The following is a 24,299-nucleotide window of genomic DNA, read 5'->3' as shown; positions in this document are numbered from 1 at the left end:
CACCGATCTCCATTTGTGAAAAATTATCGGATGTGAGTTATTTCAAAAAAATAGGATTGCCTTTACTCGGCTTGTTTCTGCTGTATCGTACCGTTGATTTACTGCGCGATCTGTCCGCTCAAGAACCTACCGGTTATTCTGCCATAGAAACAGTTGTATTGGCATTTTTACTCACACTATTTATTACCGGTGTTTTTGCATTGCCGGGTTTTGCGTTTCCAACAAACAAGATTCTTCCAAATTCATATTATCGCATCAATAATACAGGCAGTCTTCGGCACTCCTACCGTTTTCTGGGATTGAAATATTACCGCTACCTGCTGCTCATATTTTTTTGGGGCCAAAAGAAAAACCGCACGAAATATTTCGATGGTACACGAAACGGATTGGAAAATCTTGATTACCAAAGCCGTCAATCAGAGTTTGGCCACATGGGGGCTTTTATTTTTATTGTAATTGCGTCAGTATACCTGATCTCGATTGAGTATTTTCTCATGGCTGCTATCGCTCTGTTCATCAATATTATTGGCAACTTATACCCGGCTATTTTACAACGGCATCATCGCATGCGTGTTGAAAGCCTGATAAAAAAGTTCAGCCAGAACTCGTAAGTTTTCCGTATTATTATGCCACTTTTTCATCAACCAGTTAGCGGTTGTCAAAATGCGGAATAATGATACAAATCAGAGAAGCCCAAATAAAAGATGCCGGAATAATATTAGAATGTATTAAAGGTCTTGCCGTTCATGTTGATCAACTGGAGATGGTAACTGCCACCGAGCAGGATATTCGTGATTCGGTTTTTGCACCCGACACACACGTAAAAGTTTTTGTAGCCGAAAACGAGGAGCAGAAAGTTTGCGGATTTACACTGCTTTTTAAATCCTTCTCAACCTTTAAAGCCGTTGCCAATTACCACATCGAAGACCTTTTTGTTTTTCCTGAATACCGCAAACTGGGCATTGGCAGTTTGCTTATGGAACACATAAAAACCTTTGCACAAAACAAAGGGGCAAAAGTGGTGGATTGGTATGTAAATAACCGAAACCTGAGCGCCATGGATTTCTACGACCGGATTGGTGCTAAAAAACTCGATTACAAATCAATTTATTACTTCGACGTATAATCATTCTAAAACCTTATTTCAAACAACAAAATCAACTATACAGCATGAAAAAAATAGCGCTAATAACACTTACCGTAATGCTACTGGGCTGTGGCACAAAACAAAATTCAAAAGAAAAACAGGCAGAAGAAACCGCTTTGGAAGCAGTACCGATGCGACAAATTGTTTTTGAAGGAAACCGCTACGTAGTTGATGCCGATTTTGGATTGGAAAAAACGGTGCCGATGATGGTGCATGGTAACGCCAGTTTTTATATGATGCTGACACACGATGTGGCTGAGCAGTTGAATAATGGAGACACGATACCAAAGATCGACGATTATGGATACAGCGAGCGGGGCCGCGGCAAGATAAATGTTGCAGCGTTCAGTGTTGGAAAAAATGTTTTCGAAGGAGTTGAAAATGTACTGGTGTTCGACTGGCCTGAAGATGTTGGAAAAGCAGCGCAGGGAATGTTAGGTGTAAACTGGTTGCAAAAGGAGAAAGTTAAAATCAACTTTGTAAACGAAGAACTTGAAATTGGCGTACCGGTGAATAAAGATCCGGATGCAGCTCTTATTGAAAAAGGTTACAATTACACCCGTTTCGAAATCAGTGACAGCGAAGTTTTTATGCAGGTCTATTTTGAGGCACTTCAACGTGAAATCCCGATTACCATTGGCACCGTGGCTTCGGATTACAGTCTTGATGTGGTAACGTTTAAAAATGATATTGTTCTGAACGCCACACACATCCGCGACCACAGCCCGGACAATACAACACCCGATGTTTATAAGAACTCTGATCCGATAGTTTACAGTATTTCAGGTGTTAATTTTGAAATTCCGGCAAATCAAGCTGAATTCTCTGATTTTGCGGAATACGGCAATACCACCCACGAAGCATTGCCAAGCTTTGGTATTTTTGGTCGTGATTGGATGGTACGCAACCAGGCAGTTATCGATTATGCCAACCTTATACTCTATTTTAAGGCCGGGGAAAAGGAGTAAGTAGGATTAAATGTGAAGGTTCCCTGCCTTCAATCGTTTCTATATAACAAGACAAGGTGATTTTGCACCGTCCTTTAGGGCGGTGTTCACAGTCTGAAAATAAAATTGGCTTCAGCATTCAATTATTAAAGGCTAAAGCCATTCTTTGAGGTAGCCGACTCAACACCAGGCTAAAGCTCCGGTGTAAAAAAGATTACCAACTTCAGGAACGAAAGATTTTAAACCTTATACTCTACAACTTCAGCTTACGAAGTGTATGATTACTCATTTCAACAAAATAGAGGTAACCGTTATAAACACAAATTCCTCGCGGATTGCTGAGTAAAGATTCCAATGGTTCTTTTTCCGAGAAACCTTCTTCACCAGTTCCGACAAGTGTAACCACCCCTCCTTCGGGAGTTATTTTTCGGACACAGTGATTATAGGTGTCGGAAAAATAAATTGTTCCGTCCGATACGGCAAACAATTCGGTTGGCACATTCAAAACTGCCTCTTCTTTTGTTCCGTCAGAAAGGCCTTTGCGGTGATCGGTTCCGGCCAGGGTTGTTACTTTTCCATCCGGAGTAATTTTACGAATACTGTTATTGTTCGCATCAGCTACAAAGATGTTGTCTTGTGCATCAATTGCCAGTCCGCAAGGTGCGTCAAACCGAGCGGTAGTATCTGCTCCGTCTTTCCAGTCATTAACCACCAGTTCTCCACGTTTACCACCTCCGGCAAAAGTAGTTACCATTCCGTCGGGCGAAATTTTCCGGATGCGGTGATTCCAGCAATCGGCCACAAAAATATTTCCTTTCGAGTCAACACAAACACCACGCGGCGAACTAAAAATTGCCTCATCGGCCGGTCCGTCCTGATAACCTTCTTCACCCGTTCCGGCAACTGCTGTCACCTCTCCGTCAGGCGAAATTTTGCGAACATTTTGACCACCAAAACCTGCAACGTACAAATTGCCTTTTTTATCAAAACAAACTCCCGAAGGACTGTTAAATTCAGCACTTTTAAGCTTACCATCTGCAGCTCCCGGATTTCCGGTTCCGGCAAAAACTTCTATTTCACCCTCGGGCGTTACACGACTAATACAATGTTTCCCAACATCGGCGATGTAAAAGTTGCCACTGCCGTCGGAACACATTCCAAACGGCTCCACCAGTAAAGTGGTATCCGAAATTTCTGCAACCGTGGTTAGAATCGATTTAGGCGACTGATTGCACGCTCCTAAAAACAGGATTGGGATAAAAAATAAAAGTGCTTTCATACGGATGGTTTTGCTTTTTGTTATTCTCAATAAATATAAATGATACAGTTGTTTTAAAATGATGGATGACCTTAATTTTTAGTTTCCTCTGGCAATTTTAATATGACTTTTGTTGGTGTGCAATCTTAATTCTTATTCTCTTGCAGCGAAGAGTTGAGGATGCTTTTAAATCTCTCAGAAAATACATTATATTTAGTGCAATAAATTTCAAAACACTGGAACTGCACAAATCACAAGCATTTCAGAAAAAATTAGGTCTCACAAATCTTACTATTTATAAAAAAACAACGATGAACATTAAGATCTTTCTCCTTCTCTCTCTACTTGCAATCTCCGGGATTACCGCTGTCGGGCAACAGGAAGCAACGGCTTTAACATTTTCTATTTCGGTAAACGATGAAATGAAAGCTTCGTTTAATCCCGACGGACGCTTACTAATTTATCTTTCAAAAACGGAAAAACCGGAACCAAGATATTCATCGGTTTTTGATGGTAAGGCCTTTATTTTTGGAAAGAATTTTCATAACTGGAAACCTAACGAAATAAAAGAGATATCCGGCGATAATGATTGGATAAAAACTTCTGAATGGGATTTTAACTCGGTTCCTCAGGGTACCTATTACGTTCAAGCCCTTTGGGTTCAAAACCGCGATGCTGAATCGCGAAGCAACACTCCCGGCAATTTATACACAACTGCAGTAGAAATCAATACAAATAAAACACAATTGGTTAAACTTAGCTTTTCTGAAACCATTCCTGAAAGGAAATTGGAAGACCACGAGTTAGTTGAGTATTTTGAAATGGAAAGTCCGGTTTTAACCGACTGGTGGAACAAATCAATGCATTTGAAAGCTTCTGTTTTACTGCCTTCAGGCTACAAAAACAATCCTGACAAGAAGTATCCTGTACGCTACAATGTAGCCGGGTATGGCGGTCGTTACACCCGAATAAATTCCTTAATTAAAAATGAAGAATTTATGTCGTGGTGGACATCGGAAGATGCGCCGCAAATCATCACTGTTTTTCTTGATGGCGAGGGGCCATTTGGCGATTGCTATCAACTTGATTCAGAAAACAGTGGTCCTTACGGAGAGGCCTTAACAAAGGAATTGATCCCGCAAATTGAAAAGCAGTATAGAATCGAGGGGACCGCCAAAAGCCGTTTTGTAGACGGTTGTTCTACCGGTGGTTGGGTATCGCTCGCTTTGCAACTTATTTACCCGGAAACTTTCAACGGATGCTGGTCGTATAGCCCGGATCCGGTGAGTTTTGCTAAAATGCAGCTGGTTAACGTTTACCAAAATGAGAATGCTTTTTATAATGATCGCGGGTATTTACGACCAAGTATGCGGGATATTTATGGCGAACCCCGATTTTCGATAAAACAGGAAATTACTGCTGAAAATGTGGAGGGCTACTCAAATACATACGTAACTTCCGGTGGGCAATGGGGAGCATGGAATGCATTGTACAGCCCAAAAGGGAAAGACGGTCTGCCGGTGCCAATTTTCGATCCTGTAACAGGTGCCGTAAATAAAGAAGCTGCCGAGCATTGGGAAAAATATGATTTATTGAAACACACTGCTTCTAACTGGCCGGAACTTGGCCCTAAACTTCAAGGTAAAATAAATATATGGATGGGTGATATGGATAATTTTTACCTGAATAATGCAATGCGTGATTTTGATGAATACATGAAAAATACTACAAATCCAAAGTCTGATGCCCAAATTGAATTTACACCAATGAAAGGACATTGTTCGAATTATTCGCACAAAAAGGTTTTAACTGAGATACAGCAAAAACTAGACGAAATGGAATAGACAAACGATGGAATAAAGCCCACAAATAGTATTTGTCGTGTAAATGTCGTGTTCGTGTTGTTGGAAATTAATGGATTCAGCCTGACATTTGGACTAAAAATGAAACAAAATGGAGACCGGAAAACTCATTAAAGAATTACGGATTAAAAAAGGCATGACTCAGGAAGAGCTGGCCGAGAAAACCGAGGTGAGTGCCCGTACCATTCAACGTATCGAAAACGGTCAGGTAGATCCGCGTGCCTATACACTTCAAATGATTGCTAAAGCACTGGAAGTTGATTACAATTTATTTAAATCAATTGAAGCGGATGAAAAAGAAGAAACAGAAAAACAAAATAACATCTGGTTAGGATTTTTGCATTTGAGTGGCATCATTCCGTTGCTCTTTCCAACCCTGTTAATGTGGCGGGCACGCAAACAAAAAACAAAAACAATGTCCGACCATTATCGTTCTGTTATCAGCTTTCAATTGTTGATTTTTGGCGTTCTTGTTGGTTGCCTTTGGGTTTACTGGAAAGTAAACATCACCACCCCGCTACTGGGCGTACTTTTAATAAACACCTTGCTTTCAATTACAAATGCCGTAAAAGTTATGAATGGTGAATCCTACATTTCTTCGCCCTTCGCTAAACACGAAAACAAAGACTAATAGCTGAAAATAAACTTCAAACTCTTCCCCGCTTATTAAAGGTGGTGATTCTGCGGCAATCACATTAACATCTTATTTAATACTTTGAGGTATTTTATATTGTCCGAATTTTATATCTTGTAAAAAGAGACAACATTTAAAACAGGGCTATGGAGGAATTTCACATTAATATTTTGAATATTTCTGCGGTATTGCTGGCGGCATATTTTGGTGGCGTTGCAATACGAAAAATTGGTTATCCGGCTATTCTTGGAGAATTATTGATCGGTATTATTCTTGGGCCTGCCATGCTGGGTTGGCTCGAATATTCGGAGGCTGTTAAAGTGCTGGCCGAAATTGGTATTATCCTGCTGATGGTGTATATCGGAATGGAAATCGATTTTCGCGACCTGAAAAAAGCTTCCTGGGCAGGTCTGCTGGCAGCCATCGGTGGATTTTTTGTTCCTTTTGTTTTGGGCTATTTTGCCATTGTTTGGACAGGCGGAACACCCATCGCCGGACTGTTTGTTGCCATTGCAATTGGAGTAACTTCGCTGGCCACCAAAAGCCGAATTCTAATCGACTTAAAACTACTGAATACGCGCATCGCCTATGTGTTAATGGCCGGTGCCCTGATCTCCGACACACTCGCGCTTGTTATCTTTTCAGGCATTACCAACTTTGCCGAAACCAATGTGGTAAATATTTACGAACTGCTACTAATTGGAGGAAAGATCCTGTTGTTTTTTGGCGTCACCATTTCGATAGGTGTATTCTTTTTACCGCGCCTCGGGAAGTACATCACCCGTTCGGGCATGAAAAACAGCACCGCCTATTTCACACTCATTTTAATCGTTACTTTTGGCTATTGCGAGCTGGCTGAACTTGCCGGAATGCACAGTATTTTGGGTGCATTTATGGCCGGTTTATTTATTAAAGGCAACCTGTTCCCGAAGAAGATATCGAGGGAATTAAACAAAGCATTCTACGATGTTTCCATTGGTTTTATGGCCCCTATTTTCTTTGTCACGGCAGGATTTTTTGTCGACGTTACCGTTTTTAAAACCGATTTAGGCTTACTGATTCTGGTTACTGTACTGGCGATAGTTGGTAAAATTGTGGGAACTGCCTTGTTCTATCTTCCGTCGAGAAATGGCTGGCGCGAAGGTCTAACCATTGGAACAGGCATGAATGGCCGGGGAGCAGTGGAAATCATCATTGCGGAAATCGGTCTTGAAATGGGGATTATTGATAAAACCATTTTTTCGATACTCGTATTTATGGCCATTTTTACAACCCTCACGGTGCCGGTATTTTTAAGCTGGACAACCAAATGGTTACGTAAACGGGGTGAATTGGTTTATATGGAAGAACGAAAAGGAATTGTTTTCCTTGGTGTAAATCCGCTAAGCCTTCTTCTTGCCAAATATTTTAAAGAACAAGAAAACGTTACCCTTATCGACAATAACCCTGAATTGGCTGCAAAAGCAGAAAAAGCCGGTTTTAACCGTCTTTTTGGCAATGCACTGAATGAAGATACCTGGGAAGAAATACAAGCCGACAACCTGGCAAAAGTGGCCGGATTAACAGCCAATAACCGGGTGAACCTTCTGGCGGCAAAAATGGCAAAAGAAAAGTTTCTCATTCCTGAAGTAGTTGTGGCGCTTTCGCCTTCGGAAGAGATAACTGCAACAAACGAAACAGAGAACATTAACCTGTTGTTTGCTTCGCGGGTAAACCTCAATCTGTGGGAGCATAAAATAGTGCATGATGAAGCGGAAGAAAGCAGTGTTCCGATATCAGCGGATCAGTCTTGCAAACAATGGATTGAAGAGATGAAGATCGACATGAGTCACACGCTGCCGGTTCTCATTCAAAACGATAAAGGAGAGGTACGTTTGTTCTGTACAGAAAACACCTTAACAACAGGCGATAATGTTGTAGTTTTAAAAGACAGGGAAAAGATTGCGGAATAAATTATCGTTTTCGTGAATTGGAGCAAAAAGGGTCGCCGAAAATATGCTAAAACAAAAAAGTCCCGCCAAATGGCAGGACTTTCTTTGTGTGCAATATAATAACTATACAAGTTTTACATTTACCGCGTTAAGACCTTTACGGCCTTCTTCCAATTCAAAAGTTACTTCGTCGTTTTCCTGGATTTCATCTTTACATCCGCTTACGTGAACGAAATACTCTTTTGGTGATTCTGCATCTTTAATGAAACCAAAACCTTTTGTGTCATTAAAGAATTTTACTGTTCCTTTATTCATTTTATTTATAAAAAATTATTGGGCGCAAGCTACAACTATTTCTGAAACAAACAACCATGTTTTTTAAATGTGACCGTTTTTTCGTTAAAATGTTAATTATTTGGCAATTGTGACACAAGTATTACCAGCAATATTTTCCACGCATAACAGTACCCTAACATTATAAAAAACAAAAGGAGCCCAAAAAGGCTCCTTTATTCCAGATTGTATGTAATAAAATCTACTTCTTTTCTTTAAGATCCAGTTTCAGATTTAACTCCTCCAACTGTGCTTCGGCAACTGTCGATGGCGAATCGATCATTACATCGCGGCCCGAATTGTTTTTCGGGAAAGCAATTACGTCACGGATCGTATCCAATCCGGCAAATAACGATACCAAACGGTCGAAACCAAAAGCGATACCGGCATGTGGCGGTGCACCATATTTAAAGGCGTTCATCAGGAAGCCAAACTGTGCTTCGGCCTCTTCTTTTGAAAAACCAAGCAGGCTAAACATTTTCGACTGTAATTCTGCGTCAAAAATACGAACAGAACCACCACCAATCTCAACACCGTTAATCACAAGGTCGTATGCATTGGCACGCACTTTCCCCGGATCAGTATCCATTAGTTCAATATCCTCCGGTTTTGGCGAGGTGAACGGGTGGTGCATCGCGTGGAAACGTTTACTTTCTTCGTCCCACTCTAACAATGGGAAGTCGACAACCCATAATGGTTTAAACACATTTTTGTCGCGCAAACCAAGTTGTTTCCCCATTTCGAGACGTAACTCGCCAAGTGCATCCAACATGTGTTTTTTGTCGCCACTCATTACCAGGATCAGGTCGCCGGCTTCAGCACCCGTTTTTTCTGCCCAGACTTTCAGGTCGTCCTGCGAGTAAAATTTATCCACCGACGATTTGTATGAACCGTCTTCGTTACACTTCACATAAACCAAACCTTTGGCTCCAATTTGCGGGCGTTTTACCCAGTTGGTCAGTCCATCGAGTTGTTTACGTGTGTACTCAGCACATCCTTTGGCACAAATGGCACCAATGTATTCAGCCGAGTCGAACACCACAAAATCTTTTCCTTTTACGGTTTCGGTAATATCGTTAATCAGCATTTCGAAACGGGTATCGGGTTTGTCCGATCCGTATTTCTCCATTGCTTCAGAATAAGGCATCCAAGGGAATTCATCCACCTCAACATTCAATGTTTCTTTGAACATGTGGCGGGTTAATCCTTCGAACATTTCCAGCACATCTTTCTGCTCCACAAACGACATTTCGCAGTCGATTTGTGTAAACTCCGGCTGACGATCGGCACGCAAGTCCTCGTCACGGAAACATTTTACAATCTGATAGTAGCGGTCGAAACCGGCAATCATCAGCAACTGCTTAAATGTTTGTGGTGATTGTGGCAATGCATAAAACTGACCTTCGTTCATTCGCGATGGTACAATAAAATCGCGCGCTCCTTCGGGAGTCGACTTAATTAATACCGGCGTTTCTGTTTCAATAAAGTCTTGTGCGTTCAGGTAATTTCGAACGGCATGTGCCATTTTCGAGCGTAACACCAGATTTTCACGTACAACATCGCGACGTAAATCGAGGTAACGATATTTCATCCGCAAATCATCGCCACCATCGGTATCATCCTGAATGGTAAACGGTGGAAGTTCTGCCGGGCTTAACACCTTAATTTCCGACAAAGCAATTTCCACTTCACCGGTTGGAATATTTTTGTTCTTACTCTGACGCTCGCGAACTGTTCCTTTTGCCTGGATCACAAATTCGCGTCCCATCTCCTCAAGCGCGTTGGCAACGGTCTTGTCGGTATTCTCATCAACCACAAGCTGTGTGATACCGTAACGGTCGCGTAAGTCAACAAAAGTCATGGCTCCCAGGTCGCGGACGCGTTGCACCCAACCGGCCAGAGTTACTTCATTTCCTGCATTCTCTATTCGAAGTTCGCCACAAGTATGTGTTCTGTACATGATATCTTTCTTTTATTTAATGTCTGCAACAAAATCCCAACTTCGGCGTTATGCTTGCCCGAAAAATACTCGATTACATCAGTAAACTGCGTTTTTTCGATCTTCGCAAGCCTTGAATTTGCGCTTTTCTTATCAGACACTTACGTTTTCTTGCAATATTATTCAGGGTGCGAAAATAGTGATATTTTGGCAATTATACCGGAAACATTTGGCAGCTTTTCAGGGAATTATACAGCAGTTGCTCTAAAACCGAATATATTTAGCCCCGTCCTTTAGGGCGGGGACAAATAACATGGGACATTCAAGAATTTTTAGGATTTTTGTATTCTAAATTAAAGTACAAAATCCTAAAAATTCTATCTTCATCGCGAATTTAGAAACCCCGCCCTAAAGGACGGGGCTAAATAATAAATTATGATTGAACCGTTTAACGACGAATATTTTATGAAAAAGGCCTTTGCAGAAGCTGTTCAGGCTTTTGACGAAGGCGAAATTCCGGTTGGAGCAGTTGTGGTATCAAAAGGAAAGATAATTGCACGCGCGCACAACCTTACCGAAACTCTTAATGATGTAACTGCTCATGCCGAAATGCAGGCCATTACTGCAGCAGCGAACTTGTTGGGTGGGAAATACCTTAACGACTGCACGCTTTACGTTACATTGGAACCTTGTGTTATGTGTGCCGGAGCATTGGGCTGGTCGCAAATTGGTAAAATCGTTTACGGTGCGTCAGATGAAAAACGTGGTTTTAAAAAATATGCAGCCAAAGCACTTCATCCCAAAACAGAAGTTGTTAGCGGCATTTTTGAAACCGAGTGCGCTGAACTGATACAGGAATTCTTTCAGAAAAAGCGGAAATAAGAAGCTTTGACTTTATCATCTGCTGATCTTTTTCACCACCTCCCCCGGCATAGCCGGGTACTCCTCCTGCCAGGAGGAGAAAATTCGAATCATGCCTGGTTCTCAAACTTTTTAATTAATCGAATAATTTTAATTGGCCGCAATTCTCATCTCAATATTTTTGTTAAGTTTGACTTTCTAATATTTTTAAAAACAATTTTAAACGTATTAGAATATTTTACTAAACCGAATAAACAAAATGGCTGAATTAAAAAGACTTATCTCGCTTGATGCCTTTCGCGGATTTACGATTGCCGCAATGATTATGGTAAACAATCCGGCTACCTGGGCGCACATTTATCCGCCACTGGAACACGCCAGCTGGAACGGACTAACACCAACCGATCTGATATTTCCATTTTTTATATTTATAGTCGGCGTTTCAATTGCTTTGGCTTACACCAAACGACTTAATGCAGGAGTTGCCAAAGGCCCGATGTATAAAAAGATCGTATTCCGATCGATTAAAATATTCGCCGTTGGGATTTTCCTTTGGTTGTTCCCCAGCTTTAATTTTGAACATGTGCGAATTGCCGGAGTACTTCAGCGAATTGCCATCGTATTTTTAGCCTGTGCCTTTTTGTTCCTGAACTCAAAATGGAAAACTCAGGCCATTGTTGCCGGTGCTTTGCTGGTTGTTTACTGGCTTGTAATGATGTTTATTCCAACTCCCGGTTACGGAAAAGTAATGCTGGAACCGGGTGCCAATGTTGCCGCCTGGATCGACAGTAAATTTCTGCCCGGTTATTTGTGGCAGAAAACATGGGATCCGGAAGGATTGCTAAGTACACTTCCGGCCATTGCAACCGGAATTACCGGAATGCTGGCAGGGCATTTGGTGTTAAGCAAACTACCCGCAGAACGAAAGGTTATTTACCTTTTCTCCTTCTCGTTTTTTGCTTTTATAATCGGTTTCTTCTGGAACTATATTTTCCCAATCAACAAAAATATCTGGACCAGCTCGTTTGTATTGGTTACCTCCGGATTGGCAGGAATGGTTTTAGCCACAAGTATCTTTTTTGTTGATATACTCGGCCGCACCCGGTTTACAAAGGCAGGTATTATTTTTGGTTCCAATGCCATTGCAGTTTATGTATTATCTGATGTGTGGCGATTGCCATTTTATACCTGGAAATTTGGAGGAAGCAGCTTAAGCAACCACTGGATGAACCTGTTTGAGAATGCCGGCTGGAGTATGGAACTGGGTAGCTTTTTATATGCCGCCCTGTTTATTGGCTTTAATTTTATTCCGGCCTGGATACTTTATAAAAAGAAGATTTTTATTAAGCTATAGAAATGTCACACTGAACGAAGTCGAAGTGTGAGAGATACATTCTCGACTTCGCTCAGACTGACATCCCGGCAAACAACCGGGATCTTTTTAATCTTCAATCCAAAATCCAACCTGCTTTAGGTCCTCCCAAAAACCGGGATACGATTTGGTAACTACCATCGGATCTTCAATTCGCATAGCAAATCCGGCCAAAGCCATTGGTGCAAATGCCAGTGCCATCCGGTGATCGTGATACGTATTTATTATTGGATTTTCTTCCTGTACTTCCTGATCAAGTCTACCCTCCCAAGCCAGTTCTCCAAATTCAGGTTCAGTGATGGTCGCACCGAATTTTGCCAGTTCATTCTGTAGCGCAGCAATCCGATCGGTTTCTTTTATTTTTAGTGTTTTTAATCCAGAAAAGTGGAACGGAATATTTTTAGCTACACACAAACACGCCATGGTTTGCGCCACATCGGGATTTTCAATAAAATCAAGTACCAGTTTCTCCGGTTGTCTGTTTTTCTTTTTTGTCAGCAAAACACCATTTTCTCGCTGCGTTGAAGTCACCCCAAACTGTTCAAACCAGCTTGCAATGTGTGCGTCGCCCTGTAAACTATCTAGTAAAAGATTTTCGAGCAGAACTTCTCCCTTGTCTACCAAAGCCATAATCTGGTACCAATATGAGGCTCCTGACCAATCGGCTTCGCATGTAAAATCAAGTGCAAAATACTTTTGTTCCGGCACAACAATCTCATTATCGTCCCAGCGGTACTGAATACCAAACTTCGCCATTAACTCCAATGTAAGTTTAATGTACGATCGCGATGTAATGTTTCCTTTCAATTTTAATGTGAGTCCATTTTCAAGGGTTGGCGCAATCAGCAATAGAGCAGAAATATACTGGCTCGAAACACTTCCGTCCAACTCGATGGTTTGCCCTTTTAAATGGGAACCTAAAATCTTCAGTGGCGGACAACCTTCATTACCGAGGTACTCGATTTGCGCCCCAAGTTGGTTTAACGCATCTACCAAAATTGAAATCGGTCGTTGCTGCATACGCTCAGATCCGGTGATCTCCCACTCGCCAACAATTTTTGCTAAAAAAGCGGTAAGAAAACGCATGGCAGTTCCTGCGTGCCCGATGTCGAATTTATTGCTGTTTGAAAACAAGGCAGTCTGCAAAACTATCGTATCATCGCTGTCCGACAAGTTCCTGATCGGATACGGGCTGTAACTCAGGGCATTTATAATCAGCGCCCTGTTACTGATACTTTTTGATGCCGGAAGATTAATTGTTCCGTTAATTTCTTTTATGTCGGTAGTTACCTGGTAGATCATGTCTGAAGTAATAATGAGATTAACTCCGTCTGTGTAATTACAGATTTTTATAATAATTAAGCGCTTCCAGAATCATTTCTTTGCTACAATTCTGGTTGATGGCGATTTCACCAATTGTTGGAAGCAGCGTAAAATTAATTCGTCCCGAATCGTTCTTTTTATCGTGTGTCATTAATTGATACAAAGCTTCAAAGTCTGATTCCTCGATTTCGAATTTTCCGTAAATATCCAACATCCAGCGGGTCTGTTCATCGCAATCTTGTTGCGGTAATCCACACATTTTTACCGACAGGAACAATTCGGCAATCATCGCATAGGCAACTGCATAACCGTGCAAAACAGGCCGATTCTGTTTCATTGCAAGACTTTCGAAAGCATGTCCAACTGTGTGTCCGAAATTCAGTGCCTTGCGAATATTATTTTCAGTAAGGTCGTTGGCTACAAAGTGTTCTTTTACATTCACCGAATGGCGGATGATTTCCTGTAACAGGTCGTAATCAACGTTGTCGAAATCAAAAGCTTTAAGCTCCGCCAGGTGTTCGGGACTGTGAATCAAGCCATGTTTGATCATTTCGGCAAAACCCGAAATAAAATTATTGCGATCGATAGTTTTTAAAAAGTCGGTATTGATAAGAACGGCAACCGGTTCTTTAAATACGCCGATTTCATTTTTCAGGCCATTAAAGTTAAAACCTGTTTTCCCTCCAACCGATGCGTCAACCTGCGACAACAAAGTTGTTGGAACGTTCAGAAAATCAATTCCACGTTTAAAGGTGCTGGCTGCAAAACCTGCAAGATCGGTAAGCATCCCACCACCAATATTGATAAGTAATGATTTGCGGTCGCCTTCATTTTCAGACAAAAACTGCCAAATGCTTTCAACCGAGCCAATCTTTTTATTGTTTTCACCGGCCGGTACAATCACTTTCTTTATGGCGTTTTTTGTCAAAAAATCATCCAGGTTGGCCACCCAAAGTTTATCAACTGTTTCTTCGGTAGCCAGAAATACCTTTCCCTTTGGATATTTATCGATATAAGCCTGCAGTTCCTGTTCCAACTTTCGGCTGTAAATTATTTTAGAGTAAATTTTTGAATTTCCCATAAGTAGCTGCTAAATTGCGTTAAAGTTACAATAAAATTGGCATTGCCTTTTTTAAAGGTTGCCAGCGCAATTAGTTTTTGATATTTAATAACGAAAGATGACGATAAAGAACACCGATAAAGTTTCGAAGATCAAAAAAATATTCTTCCTGGTTTCTATTATAATTGCACTTGGAATGCTGGCGCTGTTTTTACTCGACCATGTGTTGTATGCGCTGGGCGGGCTGGGTGTTTTTTCTGCCTGGTATCTTTATTTTCTTGTGGCCGATTATCAATACATCGAATTTTCAGACGACGAAGACAAGATTATACTCCGATATTATAAAGTAATCAGTTTTGGTGGCAAGGGCTATCATTCTATTGAATTTCCGAAACACCGGTTAAGAAAGGTGCACTTCGAGAATTCATTTTTTGGAAAATTAACCGACCTCACGCTGATTATAAAAACAAAAAGAGGAATAGCAGAATATCCGTCTGTAAGTTTAGCCGGTTTAAATTTCGACGACCGGAAACATATTCAGGAATCGCTAAATTCAATTCTAAAAACCTAAACCAGAGTTTCCCCCTACTTATGAATGATGACCTTAAATACAAAGTTGCCTTATCGATGCTCCCCAATATTGGCGGCATTCTTGCACGCAACCTGGTGGCCTACATTGGCAGTGCCGAAGCTGTTTTTTCGCAATCGGCCAAAGCGCTAACCAAAGTTCCCGGAATTGGAGAACTTTATGCACGCCAGATCAAAAAAAACAATGTGTTGCCACAGGCTGAAAAAGAGTTGGAGTACATTGATAAGAACGGGATCGGCATTCATTTTTATACCGATAAAACTTATCCGCGAAGATTAAAAAATTGTGTTGATGCGCCACTGATTATTTACACAAAAGGAAATATGAACCTGGATGCCGAGCGGGTAATCAGCATTGTGGGCACGCGCAACGCTACGGAATACGGAAGATCGATCGTTGACGATCTGTGTCGCGAATTTGCCGAGCGAAAATACAAAATACTTATTGTTAGTGGACTGGCGTACGGTATCGATGTACAGGCTCACCGAAGTGCGCTGAATCATAACCTGCCAACAGTTGGTGTTATTGCTCACGGATTAGATCTACTCTATCCTGCCCTACACAAACAAACGGCAGAAAAAATGCAGGAAAGTGGCGGAATAGTAACCGATTTCCCAAGTAATACAAAAATCGATCCTGCTAATTTTATTAAACGAAACCGGATTATTGCAGGGTTGGCCGATGCAACAATTGTGGTAGAGTCGGCAAAAAAAGGAGGTTCGTTAATAACTGCCGACATTGCTTCATCGTATAACCGCGATGTGTTTGCTTTCCCGGGACGTGCCGGCGACACCTACTCCAAGGGATGCAACCAACTGATAAGAAATAACGGAGCTACTTTAATTGAGGGCATCAACGACCTGGAATATTTTATGGGCTGGGAGAAAACCGACAAAGTTGAAGCAGTTCAATCGAGTTTGTTTATTGACTTAAATCCGGAAGAACAAAAAGTTGTGGACCTTCTAAAAGAAAAAGGTGACCTTTTTATCGATCAGATTTCTGCAGAAATCAAGCTTCCGGTTAGCCGTATTTCAGCCATGTTGCTTAACCTTGAGTTTAAGAACGTTGTGCTTGCACTGCCCGGCAAAATGTACAAATTGAGATAAGTCGGCTTAATTTTCTAATTTTGCACCCAAACAGACAATTCTGTTTTTTAAATTTTATAGAATGAAAAAGACTTTTGAAGATTTAAAAGTTGCAAAATCGATATTAAAATCGCTTGACGATATTGGGTTTACAACTCCAACACCCATACAGGAAAAAGCAATTCCGAAGATTAATTCGGGAGTGAATGTTGTTGGTGTGGCCCAAACCGGAACCGGAAAAACTGCGGCTTACCTCCTTCCCTTGCTTACGCGTTTAAAAAAGCCGGAAGGAACTGATCCGCGTGTTGTGATTCTTGTTCCTACCCGCGAACTTTCTATTCAGGTTGGAGAAGATATTGAAGAATTAACAGGATACTCGGAATTGCGCCACGCTGCCGTATTTGGCGGTATTGGCTGGACAAAACATGCTGCGTTACTCGAACCGGGTATCGATATTCTGGTTGCCACTCCGGGCCGATTGTGGGATTTATACCAGGCGGGGGCATTGCGATTAAAAAAGGTAAAATATCTTGTAATCGACGAAGCCGACCGTATGTTGGACATGGGATTTATACCCCAGATAAAACAGTTACAGGAAATTATTCCGCCGCGCAGGCAAAACCTGTTGTTCTCGGCTACCTTCTCGGAAAAAATTGAAACACTTGCAGAGGAATTCCTTGATCACTACGATAAACTTGAAGTAGCACCATCGGCAACGCCAGTTGGTTTAGTTACTCAAACTTGCTACAAAGTTCCGAATTACCGAACAAAACTTAACCTGATTAAGCACCTTTTGCAGGATGAGGAAAACTTTAAGCGCGTAGTTATTTTTGTAAAAACTAAAGAACATGCTGAAGGAGTTTACAAAGTAGTTCAACGAAAAGCAGAGGGAGAAAAACGTATACTTCACTCCAATAAAGCGCAAAACTCGCGGATTAATTCTATACAGGCATTTAAAAGTGGCGAAGTTCGCATCCTTATCACTACCGACGTTTCGGCGCGTGGTATGGACGTAAGCCAGGTTAGTCACGTTATAAACTTCGATCTTCCGAATGATTACGACGACTATATCCACCGAATTGGACGAACTGCACGTGCCGGTAATAAAGGCGATGCAATTACTTTAATTGATCCGTCGGCTGAATGGCACTGGAAAAAGATTGAAAGTTTAATGCGCCAGGAAATTCAACTTCTCGATTTACCGGAAGAGGTTGAAGTGGTTGAATCGGAGTTTAAAGAAAACCAGGATATGTTGCGCGAAATTGATAGGCAACGTAAAATCGACGACCCTACTTTTCAGGGAGCTTTTCATCAGAAGAAAAGAAAAGGCTCTTCAAAACGTTCGTTCGAAGATAAATTTGCACGCACCAAAGCGCGTCAGAAAAGGAAGAAGAGAAAGAATTAATACAAGCAAAAAAGCAATTATAAAAGATAAGAGTAACAAAAAAGGGAAGCAAATGCTTCCCTTTTTTTGTATATAATTCAATGAATTATCTTTCAGCTCTTTTCCTTGATGAATAGTTAATGTTTAGTGCAGCCGATTTACGCAATTCCTGCTTTACATCACCTACAATACTCATCCTTGTATTTTCATCAATTTTCAACGAAGTAACCATAAATGGTTGTTCAGCTTCCTCTCGGACTTCGCGTTCAGCAATAATGAAATCTTGCACTTCATCAACTGTCGCGAATTGATCGTTCAACTGAATACGTGGTGCTTTACCAAATGTACTTTGATACATAGGTAGAGGTTCACCAATATAAATGTAACTTACTAAAGATTTCTTTTCCAGCTTACTTAATTCAGTAGCTTCCGGAATATGCATTCGAACCTTTAGTGTTACTTCACGCATAGTTGTACTAACCATAAAGAAGAACAGAAGCATGAACACAATATCAGGCAACGAAGCCGTTGAAATAGGAGGTAATTCCTTACCGTCGTCTTTTCTAAATTTGCTCATAATCTATTCTTAAATATTTTTACCTTTTGGTTCAGCTTCCGAAATTTTCAGAGGATAGATCTTTTTAATGGCATCTTGTTTGTCACTATCCAGATCCTCATAAGCTTTTCCAAACTCTTGTTTAGCCAACTCGTCTCTTAATTCATTAATGGCAGCAACCAGTTCGTTCTGAACGGCGAGATAAACTCCATATTGAGTATCCAAGTCGTTACGTAACGAAATAACCCCTTTGGTAACCATAACTTGTCCGAAGTATGGTAATTCCACTGGTTCTTTCTCAGGCAAATTTTCAGCATTATATGGGTTCGCCATAAATTCTTTTGCCCTATCACGCAAATTCTCAATTTGTTCGTAGTCTCCTTCTACCAATAGGTCGTTATTCTTGTTAACGAGCACAACGAAAATATTTCGTTCGTTGATTTCGTTATTTTGCTCCTCCAATTCTGCAGGATCAACCCATTGCGGAAGTTTTCTACGAAGACCGCTATCAACGTCCATCGTGGTTGTTACCAGGAAGAAGATCAGCAACATAAAAGCAATATCTGCTAACGATGCTGCCGGTATTTCAGGTATTTTCTTAGCCATAACTTTTTCCTGTTTTTATTACCACGATTAAACTTATCTAAACAAACGCATTACTGATGATGATGCAACCGCTAAAACTGCTAATCCTAAAAGGATATATGTTGCATACAAACCAGTGTCTGTTAATTTTGCTACACTCTCATTAAGGGTTCCGTCTGCCAAGAACTTTTCAACACCAATAAATTGTGGAATTTCTGGTGAAGCAAGTAAGTAGGCAACAAGAACCACCACTGCCATGAATCCCAGGGAAATAAGCCCTGACTTTGCAGCTTTTTTGTCGGTGAACATGTGGAACAATCCTGAAAGGACTGCAACACCTGCACCAACAGCTACAAGTATGTAACTCCATACCAAGTTGGAATTAATCCAACTACCCATGGTTGGGTCTGTATCTACGTCACTTATGTTTACAAATAAAGAAACAAGAAGAATGGTAGAAACAATGATAAGAGCCCATAGTACTATCGTAACTATTTTTGCTGTTTTACCCATTTCTATACTCCTTATTTTTTCATGTTATGTTTTACCAACAAGTCTAACAACGAGATAGAAGCATCTTCCATGTTGTTAATGATGCTATCGATTTTAGCTACACAGTAGTTGTAGAAAATCTGAAGAATAATAGCAACAACAAGACCTGATACAGTTGTAATCAAAGCTACTTTAATACCACCAGCCACAAGAGACGGGCTAATGTCACCAGCTACCTCGATAGCATCGAAAGCGCCAATCATACCGATTACTGTACCCATGAAACCTAACATAGGAGCCAAAGCGATGAAAAGTGCGATCCAGCTTAATCCTTTTTCCAAAAGACCGGCTTGAACACCACCGTAAGAAATAACAGTTTTTTCAACTACATCGATACCGTGATCGAAACGATCAAGACCCTGGTAGAAAATACTTGCTACAGGTCCGCGAGTATTACGACAAACTTCTTTTGCAGCATCAACACCACCGCTCTCTAATGCTTCTTCAACATTAGCTAACAATTTTTTAGTGTTGCTGGTTGCAAGGTTAAGGTAAAGTACTCTTTCAATTGCAAAGGCAAGACCTAAAATAAGGGCTACCAATACGAAACTCATGAAAGCTGGATCACCTTCAATAAATTTTTGTTTCATCTGACTGTGAAGTGATTTTCCCTCTTCAGCAGTAGCTGCAGCATCTTCCTCAGCTATTGCAGCAGATGTTTCTTCTACTTGTTCAGTAGCAGTTTCAGTGGCAGCTGCTTCATCCTCCTGAGCAAGTGCTACATTCGATGCCATAAAAAACAGCATCCCAAATACGGCTATTAACGCGAATAGTCTTTTCATAATTGATTTGAATTTTTAATTAATAATCTCTTTGAATTTGTTTTTGTATTGATTTTTAAAATATTAATCCTCAATTCCCACAAAAAACATGCCCTGTTTCCCGGACTTGTTCCCCTTTTTAAAATGAACGACTCATTTTTGCGGAGAGAGAGGGATTCGAACCCTCGGTACCCTTTCGGGGTACACACGCTTTCCAGGCGTGCCAGTTCAGCCACTCCTGCACCTCTCCAATATTTTTTGGCGTGGCCTCCCAAAAATGAGGGCTGCAAATTAATAAAAAATTGTGAAAAAAAAACTTTGCTATTCACTAATTTCCCCACGCAAACTTTTATTGAGGTACATTTTAATTTCGGCCTGTTTCAGGCCTTGCCCCAATAAAAACATCAACTTGGTTATAGCTGCTTCAGTGGTCATATCTTTTGCCGAAACCACTCCGGCATTTAATAGCTCAATACTGGTTTGATATTGGCCCATAAGAACTTTTCCGCCCTGGCACTGGGTAACATTCAACACTACAATTCCCCGTTTAATTGTTCTTTTTATCGCATTGATCAACCAACGGGATGTTGGCACATTCCCCGATCCAAAGGTCTCTAAAACAACTCCTTTTAATCCCGGAGTATTTAGCACCGAATTAAAAACGTTCTGATTTATTCCCGGAAAAATCTTCAGAATTACCACGTTGTCATCAAAATCGGTATTTACTTTTAGTATCCCTTTATTTTCGGGGTAACAGATAAATTCGCTACTGTATTTTATATCGGTTCCGGCTACTGCTAGTGCCGGATAATTCACCGACCGGAACGCACTAAAAAGTTCGGCATCGCGTTTTAAAGTTCGGTTACCCCGGTATAATTTAAAATCAAAATAAATACACACCTCGGGCACAACACTTACTCCCTCGACTTTTGCAGCAGCAATTTCAACCGCTGTAATCAGGTTTTCTTTACCATCGGTGCGAATCATACCAATTGGCAATTGTGATCCTGTTAAAATTATGGGCTTGTCGAGGTTTTCGAACATGTAGCTTAATGCAGAAGCGGTGTACGCCATGGTGTCGGTACCGTGCAAAACAACAAATCCATCGTACATATTATAAAAACGTTCAACCGTTTTGGCAATTTTAATCCAGCTTATCGGATTCATGTTCGAAGAATCGAGCGCCGGATTAAAGGTGATTGTTTTTATTATAAAATCGAATTTTTTCAACTCAGGAACCACCTCCTGAATTTTTTCGAATTTTACGGGTATCAACGATCCGTTTTTAGGATCCTGAACCATCCCGATGGTACCACCTGTATAAATAATTAAAATGGAAGTCTTTTTTGCTGTCTTTCTATTCATTACTATTAATGAAATTAAGCCGCAATTTATCAAATTCCGAACAAATTGCGGGCATTGGAAGTGGTTATTTCGGCAACACGTGTTAGCGGAAGCCGATATACTTCTGCAATCTTTTGCGCAATATGAATAAGGTACGAACTTTCGTTGCGCTTGCCTCGTTTAGGAACGGGCGCTAAATATGGAGCATCGGTCTCAAGAACCAGATGATGTGGATCAATATTACTTAACACCTGGTCGAGATCGCTGTTTTTAAAAGTCACAACTCCTCCGATTCCAAGAAAAAATCCAAGCTCGGTTATTTTCTTTGCTTCTTCTTCGGTTCCGGTAAAACAATGGAAAATCCCTTTCAAAGTACCGTCCTGCTCTTCTTTTACAATCTCGTAGGTTTGGTCAAATGAATTACGAACATGTACAACCACCGGCAGATTTAGTTGTTTGGCCAAACGAATCTGATAACGGAAAGCATCTTTTTGTTCTTTTTCATATTTGCTTTCCCAGTACAAATCAATACCAATTTCGCCAATACCGTAGAACTTACGTCGTTGAAGCCAATAATCAATGGCATCCAGTTCTTCTTTATAATCTTCTTCAACCGAAGTAGGATGCAGACCTATTAAAGGATAACACAGTTGGGGATACGCATCGGCCAGGTCTAACATATGTTTTATTGAACCTGAATCGATATTTGGCAGAACAATTTTTTTAATTCCACTTTCCGAAGCACGTTTAAGTGCCTCATCGCGATCGTGGATAAAATCCTCGGAGTAAATATGAGAATGTGTATCTATTAACATCTAATTGTTTTCTTTTCCCAATGCCTGTTTTGTTTTATCTATCCCTTTTTATTAAAATCTGTAAGACTGAGTGTTTATGAAAAACAATCGAGCGCCATAAAAATTTCCGACAAATGTAAAAAAGTGTTTTTGGCTTCTGCGCTTTTCAACTTTACCTATAAATTAAATTTAACGTTCAACCTTAATTTTTTATTGAACAGAAGGAAGCGGCAATAAAAAAATCCGCCCGGAAACCGAACGGATTTTATAATATATAATTAACTACAAATTATCTTATTCATTTATCAGACAACGCCTTGCGCTAACATGGCCTCAGCGACTTTAACAAAACCGCCAACATTTGCGCCTTTTACATAGTCAACTTTCTTTCCTTTAGTGCCATAACTCACACAGGTTTCATGAATCGCTTTCATAATCCCTTTCAGGCGTTCGTCAACTTCCTCTTTTGGCCAGTTAATTCGCATGCTGTTCTGCGACATTTCGAGTCCCGACACTGCAACACCACCAGCGTTAACCGCTTTCCCAGGAGCATAGTCCATTGCTTCAGTTAAAAAGTCGACAGCTTCTGCAGTACATCCCATATTCGATGCTTCAGCCAATAGTTTACACCCATTTTTAGCAAGCTCTTTCGCATCTTCCAAACCAACCTCGTTTTCGGTGGCACAAGGCATTGCCAAATCAACCGGCACTTCCCACGGGCGTTTTCCGGCAACAAACTCGGCATCAAATTCTTCGGCATACGGCGAAACAATATCGTTATTGGTTGCACGCAACTCAAGCAGGTAATCCACTTTATCGCCACTAATTCCGTTCTTATCGTAGATGTAGCCATCCGGGCCGGAAATGGTTACCACTTTTCCGCCAAGCTCATTTATTTTAGAGATAGCGCCCCAGGCAACGTTTCCAAATCCCGACACAGAAATTGTTTGTCCTTCAATATCTTTTCCAATACGGTGCAACATGTGCTGAGCAAAATATACCGCCCCAAAACCTGTTGCTTCCGGACGAATTAAACTTCCTCCCCAGGCCAATCCCTTTCCGGTTAATACTCCTGTGAATTCGTTTTTTATTCGTTTATATTGTCCAAACAAATATCCAATCTCGCGTCCACCAACACCAATATCGCCCGCAGGAACATCAGTATTTGGCCCAATATGACGATATAATTCAGTCATAAAACTCTGGCAAAAACGCATTATCTCGCCATCGCTTTTTCCTTTCGGACTAAAATCAGATCCTCCCTTTCCACCGCCCATTGGCAAAGTGGTAAGGCTATTTTTAAAAGTTTGCTCGAATCCTAAAAACTTCAAAATGCTCAACGTTACACTGGCGTGAAAACGCAAGCCACCTTTGTATGGCCCCAGTGCCGAGTTAAACTCAACCCGGTAACCGCGGTTAATCTGAACTTCTCCTCTATCATCAACCCAAGGCACACGAAACATGATTACCCGCTCGGGCTCAACCATGCGTTCCAGGATTTTAGCACGCTGGTATCGCGGATTCTTTTCGTAAAAATCCCAAACCGAACCAATTACTTCTTCCACTGCCTGGTGAAATTCATTTTCCCCCGGAGTTCTGTGCTCCAAATTCGCGATGAATTCATTTATATCTGCTTTCATATGGTTTAATTTTAACTGATAACCCAACCTCGGTTATCCATTTACAATCATGTAATCTTAACTTTAATGATCTAAATTTATTATTTGCCAAAGGTAGAGAAGTAAGTACTAAAAAAACAAGCTTTTATCAAGAATCGAGATTATTTCGGAACAACTGATTACCAATGCATTACACACAAATAAAAAGATGTTAAAAAACACAGGGTGACGATTATCAGGATTCCGGGCATCATTCCTCAAAACACCTCAAAAACAGACAATTGAAAGCGTTAACAACCTAAAACTTTCTATTTAATACTTTCTGATTTTATAAAATTGAAAGGTTGTAACAAACTGTTGTTT

At 40.8% G+C, this 24,299-nt stretch carries 23 protein-coding genes and 1 tRNA gene; 11 read left to right on the top strand and 13 right to left on the bottom strand.

The annotated features are described in order from the left end of the window. Nucleotides 1-32 precede the first annotated feature (32 nt). The 3 genes from SLH46_RS05175 (at nucleotide 33) to SLH46_RS05165 (ending at nucleotide 2,115) form a co-directional block, all read left to right on the top strand. Complete coding sequence (locus SLH46_RS05175) at nucleotides 33-611, top strand: hypothetical protein (protein WP_320280092.1); 579 nt, start codon at nucleotides 33-35, stop codon at nucleotides 609-611. 62 nt (nucleotides 612-673) lie between these two features. Then, nucleotides 674-1,126 carry a GNAT family N-acetyltransferase gene (locus tag SLH46_RS05170; protein ID WP_320280091.1) on the top strand — a complete coding sequence of 151 codons (453 nt, stop codon included), beginning with the start codon at nucleotides 674-676 and terminating at the stop codon, nucleotides 1,124-1,126. Between the two features lie 44 nt (nucleotides 1,127-1,170). Then, a complete protein-coding gene (locus SLH46_RS05165) occupies nucleotides 1,171-2,115 on the top strand; it encodes a hypothetical protein (RefSeq protein WP_320280090.1) in 945 nt (314 codons plus the stop codon). 232 nt (nucleotides 2,116-2,347) lie between these two features. Here SLH46_RS05165 and SLH46_RS05160 read toward each other — a convergent pair whose 3' ends face one another. Beyond that, nucleotides 2,348-3,373 (bottom strand): NHL repeat-containing protein, encoded by a 1,026-nt coding sequence (locus SLH46_RS05160; protein WP_320280089.1) that lies wholly within the window; start codon nucleotides 3,371-3,373, stop codon nucleotides 2,348-2,350. Between the two features lie 290 nt (nucleotides 3,374-3,663). Between SLH46_RS05160 and SLH46_RS05155 the strand changes: the two genes are divergently transcribed. From SLH46_RS05155 to SLH46_RS05145, 3 genes are all read left to right on the top strand, one after another. Continuing rightward, nucleotides 3,664-5,196, top strand: coding sequence for an alpha/beta hydrolase-fold protein (locus SLH46_RS05155; protein WP_320280088.1), 1,533 nt, complete (start codon nucleotides 3,664-3,666; stop codon nucleotides 5,194-5,196). Between the two features lie 109 nt (nucleotides 5,197-5,305). Further along, on the top strand, nucleotides 5,306-5,845 hold the full coding sequence (locus tag SLH46_RS05150) for a helix-turn-helix domain-containing protein (protein ID WP_320280087.1): 540 nt from the start codon (nucleotides 5,306-5,308) through the stop codon (nucleotides 5,843-5,845). A 149-nt stretch (nucleotides 5,846-5,994) separates the two neighbouring features. Continuing rightward, complete coding sequence (locus tag SLH46_RS05145; RefSeq protein WP_320280086.1) at nucleotides 5,995-7,800, top strand: cation:proton antiporter; 1,806 nt, start codon at nucleotides 5,995-5,997, stop codon at nucleotides 7,798-7,800. A 102-nt stretch (nucleotides 7,801-7,902) separates the two neighbouring features. Here the strand turns inward: SLH46_RS05145 and SLH46_RS05140 are convergent, their stop codons facing one another. Beyond that, on the bottom strand, nucleotides 7,903-8,094 hold the full coding sequence (locus tag SLH46_RS05140; RefSeq protein WP_320280085.1) for a cold-shock protein: 192 nt from the start codon (nucleotides 8,092-8,094) through the stop codon (nucleotides 7,903-7,905). Nucleotides 8,095-8,314: 220 nt separating this feature from the next. Further along, nucleotides 8,315-10,072, bottom strand: a complete 1,758-nt coding sequence (gene aspS / locus SLH46_RS05135) for an aspartate--tRNA ligase (protein WP_320280084.1) — start codon at nucleotides 10,070-10,072, stop codon at nucleotides 8,315-8,317. Between the two features lie 414 nt (nucleotides 10,073-10,486). Between aspS and SLH46_RS05130 the strand changes: the two genes are divergently transcribed. Continuing rightward, nucleotides 10,487-10,933: a nucleoside deaminase gene (locus SLH46_RS05130; protein WP_320280083.1), complete on the top strand. Its 447-nt coding sequence runs from the start codon at nucleotides 10,487-10,489 to the stop codon at nucleotides 10,931-10,933. Between the two features lie 238 nt (nucleotides 10,934-11,171). Continuing rightward, the gene (locus tag SLH46_RS05125) at nucleotides 11,172-12,266 is read left to right on the top strand and encodes an acyltransferase family protein (protein WP_320280082.1); all 1,095 of its coding nucleotides are present in this window, start codon (nucleotides 11,172-11,174) and stop codon (nucleotides 12,264-12,266) included. 87 nt (nucleotides 12,267-12,353) lie between these two features. On the opposite strand, the gene SLH46_RS05120 is transcribed toward SLH46_RS05125, so the two are convergent. Next, nucleotides 12,354-13,586: a 3-phosphoshikimate 1-carboxyvinyltransferase gene (locus SLH46_RS05120; protein WP_320280081.1), complete on the bottom strand. Its 1,233-nt coding sequence runs from the start codon at nucleotides 13,584-13,586 to the stop codon at nucleotides 12,354-12,356. 37 nt (nucleotides 13,587-13,623) lie between these two features. Then, nucleotides 13,624-14,688 carry a 3-dehydroquinate synthase gene (aroB, locus tag SLH46_RS05115; protein ID WP_320280080.1) on the bottom strand — a complete coding sequence of 355 codons (1,065 nt, stop codon included), beginning with the start codon at nucleotides 14,686-14,688 and terminating at the stop codon, nucleotides 13,624-13,626. Nucleotides 14,689-14,785: 97 nt separating this feature from the next. Here aroB and SLH46_RS05110 point away from each other — a divergent pair, with 97 nt between their 5' ends. From SLH46_RS05110 to SLH46_RS05100, 3 genes are all read left to right on the top strand, one after another. Continuing rightward, complete coding sequence (locus tag SLH46_RS05110; RefSeq protein WP_320280079.1) at nucleotides 14,786-15,238, top strand: hypothetical protein; 453 nt, start codon at nucleotides 14,786-14,788, stop codon at nucleotides 15,236-15,238. 20 nt (nucleotides 15,239-15,258) lie between these two features. Further along, on the top strand, nucleotides 15,259-16,362 hold the full coding sequence (dprA, locus tag SLH46_RS05105) for a DNA-processing protein DprA (protein ID WP_320280078.1): 1,104 nt from the start codon (nucleotides 15,259-15,261) through the stop codon (nucleotides 16,360-16,362). Between the two features lie 61 nt (nucleotides 16,363-16,423). Continuing rightward, nucleotides 16,424-17,746, top strand: a complete 1,323-nt coding sequence (locus SLH46_RS05100; RefSeq protein ID WP_320280077.1) for a DEAD/DEAH box helicase — start codon at nucleotides 16,424-16,426, stop codon at nucleotides 17,744-17,746. A gap of 85 nt (nucleotides 17,747-17,831) precedes the next feature. Here the strand turns inward: SLH46_RS05100 and SLH46_RS05095 are convergent, their stop codons facing one another. The 8 genes from SLH46_RS05095 to gdhA form a co-directional block, all read right to left on the bottom strand. After that, the gene (locus SLH46_RS05095; RefSeq protein WP_320280076.1) at nucleotides 17,832-18,302 is read right to left on the bottom strand and encodes an ExbD/TolR family protein; all 471 of its coding nucleotides are present in this window, start codon (nucleotides 18,300-18,302) and stop codon (nucleotides 17,832-17,834) included. 9 nt (nucleotides 18,303-18,311) lie between these two features. Further along, nucleotides 18,312-18,887 (bottom strand): ExbD/TolR family protein, encoded by a 576-nt coding sequence (locus tag SLH46_RS05090; RefSeq protein WP_320280075.1) that lies wholly within the window; start codon nucleotides 18,885-18,887, stop codon nucleotides 18,312-18,314. A 33-nt stretch (nucleotides 18,888-18,920) separates the two neighbouring features. Next, entirely contained in the window at nucleotides 18,921-19,379 is a 459-nt protein-coding gene (locus tag SLH46_RS05085) for a hypothetical protein (protein WP_320280074.1), read from the bottom strand. Between the two features lie 11 nt (nucleotides 19,380-19,390). Further along, the gene (locus SLH46_RS05080) at nucleotides 19,391-20,200 is read right to left on the bottom strand and encodes a MotA/TolQ/ExbB proton channel family protein (RefSeq protein ID WP_320280073.1); all 810 of its coding nucleotides are present in this window, start codon (nucleotides 20,198-20,200) and stop codon (nucleotides 19,391-19,393) included. Between the two features lie 141 nt (nucleotides 20,201-20,341). Further along, nucleotides 20,342-20,429: transfer RNA gene (locus tag SLH46_RS05075), tRNA-Ser, on the bottom strand. A 71-nt stretch (nucleotides 20,430-20,500) separates the two neighbouring features. Beyond that, the gene (locus SLH46_RS05070) at nucleotides 20,501-21,544 is read right to left on the bottom strand and encodes an asparaginase (RefSeq protein WP_320280072.1); all 1,044 of its coding nucleotides are present in this window, start codon (nucleotides 21,542-21,544) and stop codon (nucleotides 20,501-20,503) included. 29 nt (nucleotides 21,545-21,573) lie between these two features. Beyond that, nucleotides 21,574-22,338, bottom strand: coding sequence for a TatD family hydrolase (locus SLH46_RS05065; protein WP_320280071.1), 765 nt, complete (start codon nucleotides 22,336-22,338; stop codon nucleotides 21,574-21,576). Nucleotides 22,339-22,622: 284 nt separating this feature from the next. Further along, entirely contained in the window at nucleotides 22,623-23,957 is a 1,335-nt protein-coding gene (gene gdhA / locus SLH46_RS05060) for an NADP-specific glutamate dehydrogenase (protein WP_320280070.1), read from the bottom strand. Between the last annotated feature and the right edge of the window lie 342 nt (nucleotides 23,958-24,299).

The organism is Draconibacterium sp. IB214405 (assembly GCF_033963885.1).
Classification (GTDB): Bacteria; Bacteroidota; Bacteroidia; order Bacteroidales; family Prolixibacteraceae; genus Draconibacterium.
This window is presented reverse-complemented; position numbering and strand designations above follow the sequence as displayed.

Bases quoted from the DNA above. Each gene is read 5' to 3' on its own strand.
- SLH46_RS05170 (WP_320280091.1), top strand. From the start codon at position 674: ATGATACAAATCAGAGAAGCCCAAATAAAAGATGCCGGAATAATATTA.
- SLH46_RS05165 (WP_320280090.1), top strand. From the start codon at position 1,171: ATGAAAAAAATAGCGCTAATAACACTTACCGTAATGCTACTGGGCTGT.
- SLH46_RS05160 (WP_320280089.1), bottom strand. From the start codon at position 3,373: ATGAAAGCACTTTTATTTTTTATCCCAATCCTGTTTTTAGGAGCGTGC.
- SLH46_RS05155 (WP_320280088.1), top strand. From the start codon at position 3,664: ATGAACATTAAGATCTTTCTCCTTCTCTCTCTACTTGCAATCTCCGGG.
- SLH46_RS05150 (WP_320280087.1), top strand. From the start codon at position 5,306: ATGGAGACCGGAAAACTCATTAAAGAATTACGGATTAAAAAAGGCATG.
- SLH46_RS05145 (WP_320280086.1), top strand. From the start codon at position 5,995: ATGGAGGAATTTCACATTAATATTTTGAATATTTCTGCGGTATTGCTG.
- SLH46_RS05140 (WP_320280085.1), bottom strand. From the start codon at position 8,094: ATGAATAAAGGAACAGTAAAATTCTTTAATGACACAAAAGGTTTTGGT.
- aspS (WP_320280084.1), bottom strand. From the start codon at position 10,072: ATGTACAGAACACATACTTGTGGCGAACTTCGAATAGAGAATGCAGGA.
- SLH46_RS05130 (WP_320280083.1), top strand. From the start codon at position 10,487: ATGATTGAACCGTTTAACGACGAATATTTTATGAAAAAGGCCTTTGCA.
- SLH46_RS05125 (WP_320280082.1), top strand. From the start codon at position 11,172: ATGGCTGAATTAAAAAGACTTATCTCGCTTGATGCCTTTCGCGGATTT.
- SLH46_RS05120 (WP_320280081.1), bottom strand. From the start codon at position 13,586: ATGATCTACCAGGTAACTACCGACATAAAAGAAATTAACGGAACAATT.
- aroB (WP_320280080.1), bottom strand. From the start codon at position 14,688: ATGGGAAATTCAAAAATTTACTCTAAAATAATTTACAGCCGAAAGTTG.
- SLH46_RS05110 (WP_320280079.1), top strand. From the start codon at position 14,786: ATGACGATAAAGAACACCGATAAAGTTTCGAAGATCAAAAAAATATTC.
- dprA (WP_320280078.1), top strand. From the start codon at position 15,259: ATGAATGATGACCTTAAATACAAAGTTGCCTTATCGATGCTCCCCAAT.
- SLH46_RS05100 (WP_320280077.1), top strand. From the start codon at position 16,424: ATGAAAAAGACTTTTGAAGATTTAAAAGTTGCAAAATCGATATTAAAA.
- SLH46_RS05095 (WP_320280076.1), bottom strand. From the start codon at position 18,302: ATGAGCAAATTTAGAAAAGACGACGGTAAGGAATTACCTCCTATTTCA.
- SLH46_RS05090 (WP_320280075.1), bottom strand. From the start codon at position 18,887: ATGGCTAAGAAAATACCTGAAATACCGGCAGCATCGTTAGCAGATATT.
- SLH46_RS05085 (WP_320280074.1), bottom strand. From the start codon at position 19,379: ATGGGTAAAACAGCAAAAATAGTTACGATAGTACTATGGGCTCTTATC.
- SLH46_RS05080 (WP_320280073.1), bottom strand. From the start codon at position 20,200: ATGAAAAGACTATTCGCGTTAATAGCCGTATTTGGGATGCTGTTTTTT.
- SLH46_RS05070 (WP_320280072.1), bottom strand. From the start codon at position 21,544: ATGAATAGAAAGACAGCAAAAAAGACTTCCATTTTAATTATTTATACA.
- SLH46_RS05065 (WP_320280071.1), bottom strand. From the start codon at position 22,338: ATGTTAATAGATACACATTCTCATATTTACTCCGAGGATTTTATCCAC.
- gdhA (WP_320280070.1), bottom strand. From the start codon at position 23,957: ATGAAAGCAGATATAAATGAATTCATCGCGAATTTGGAGCACAGAACT.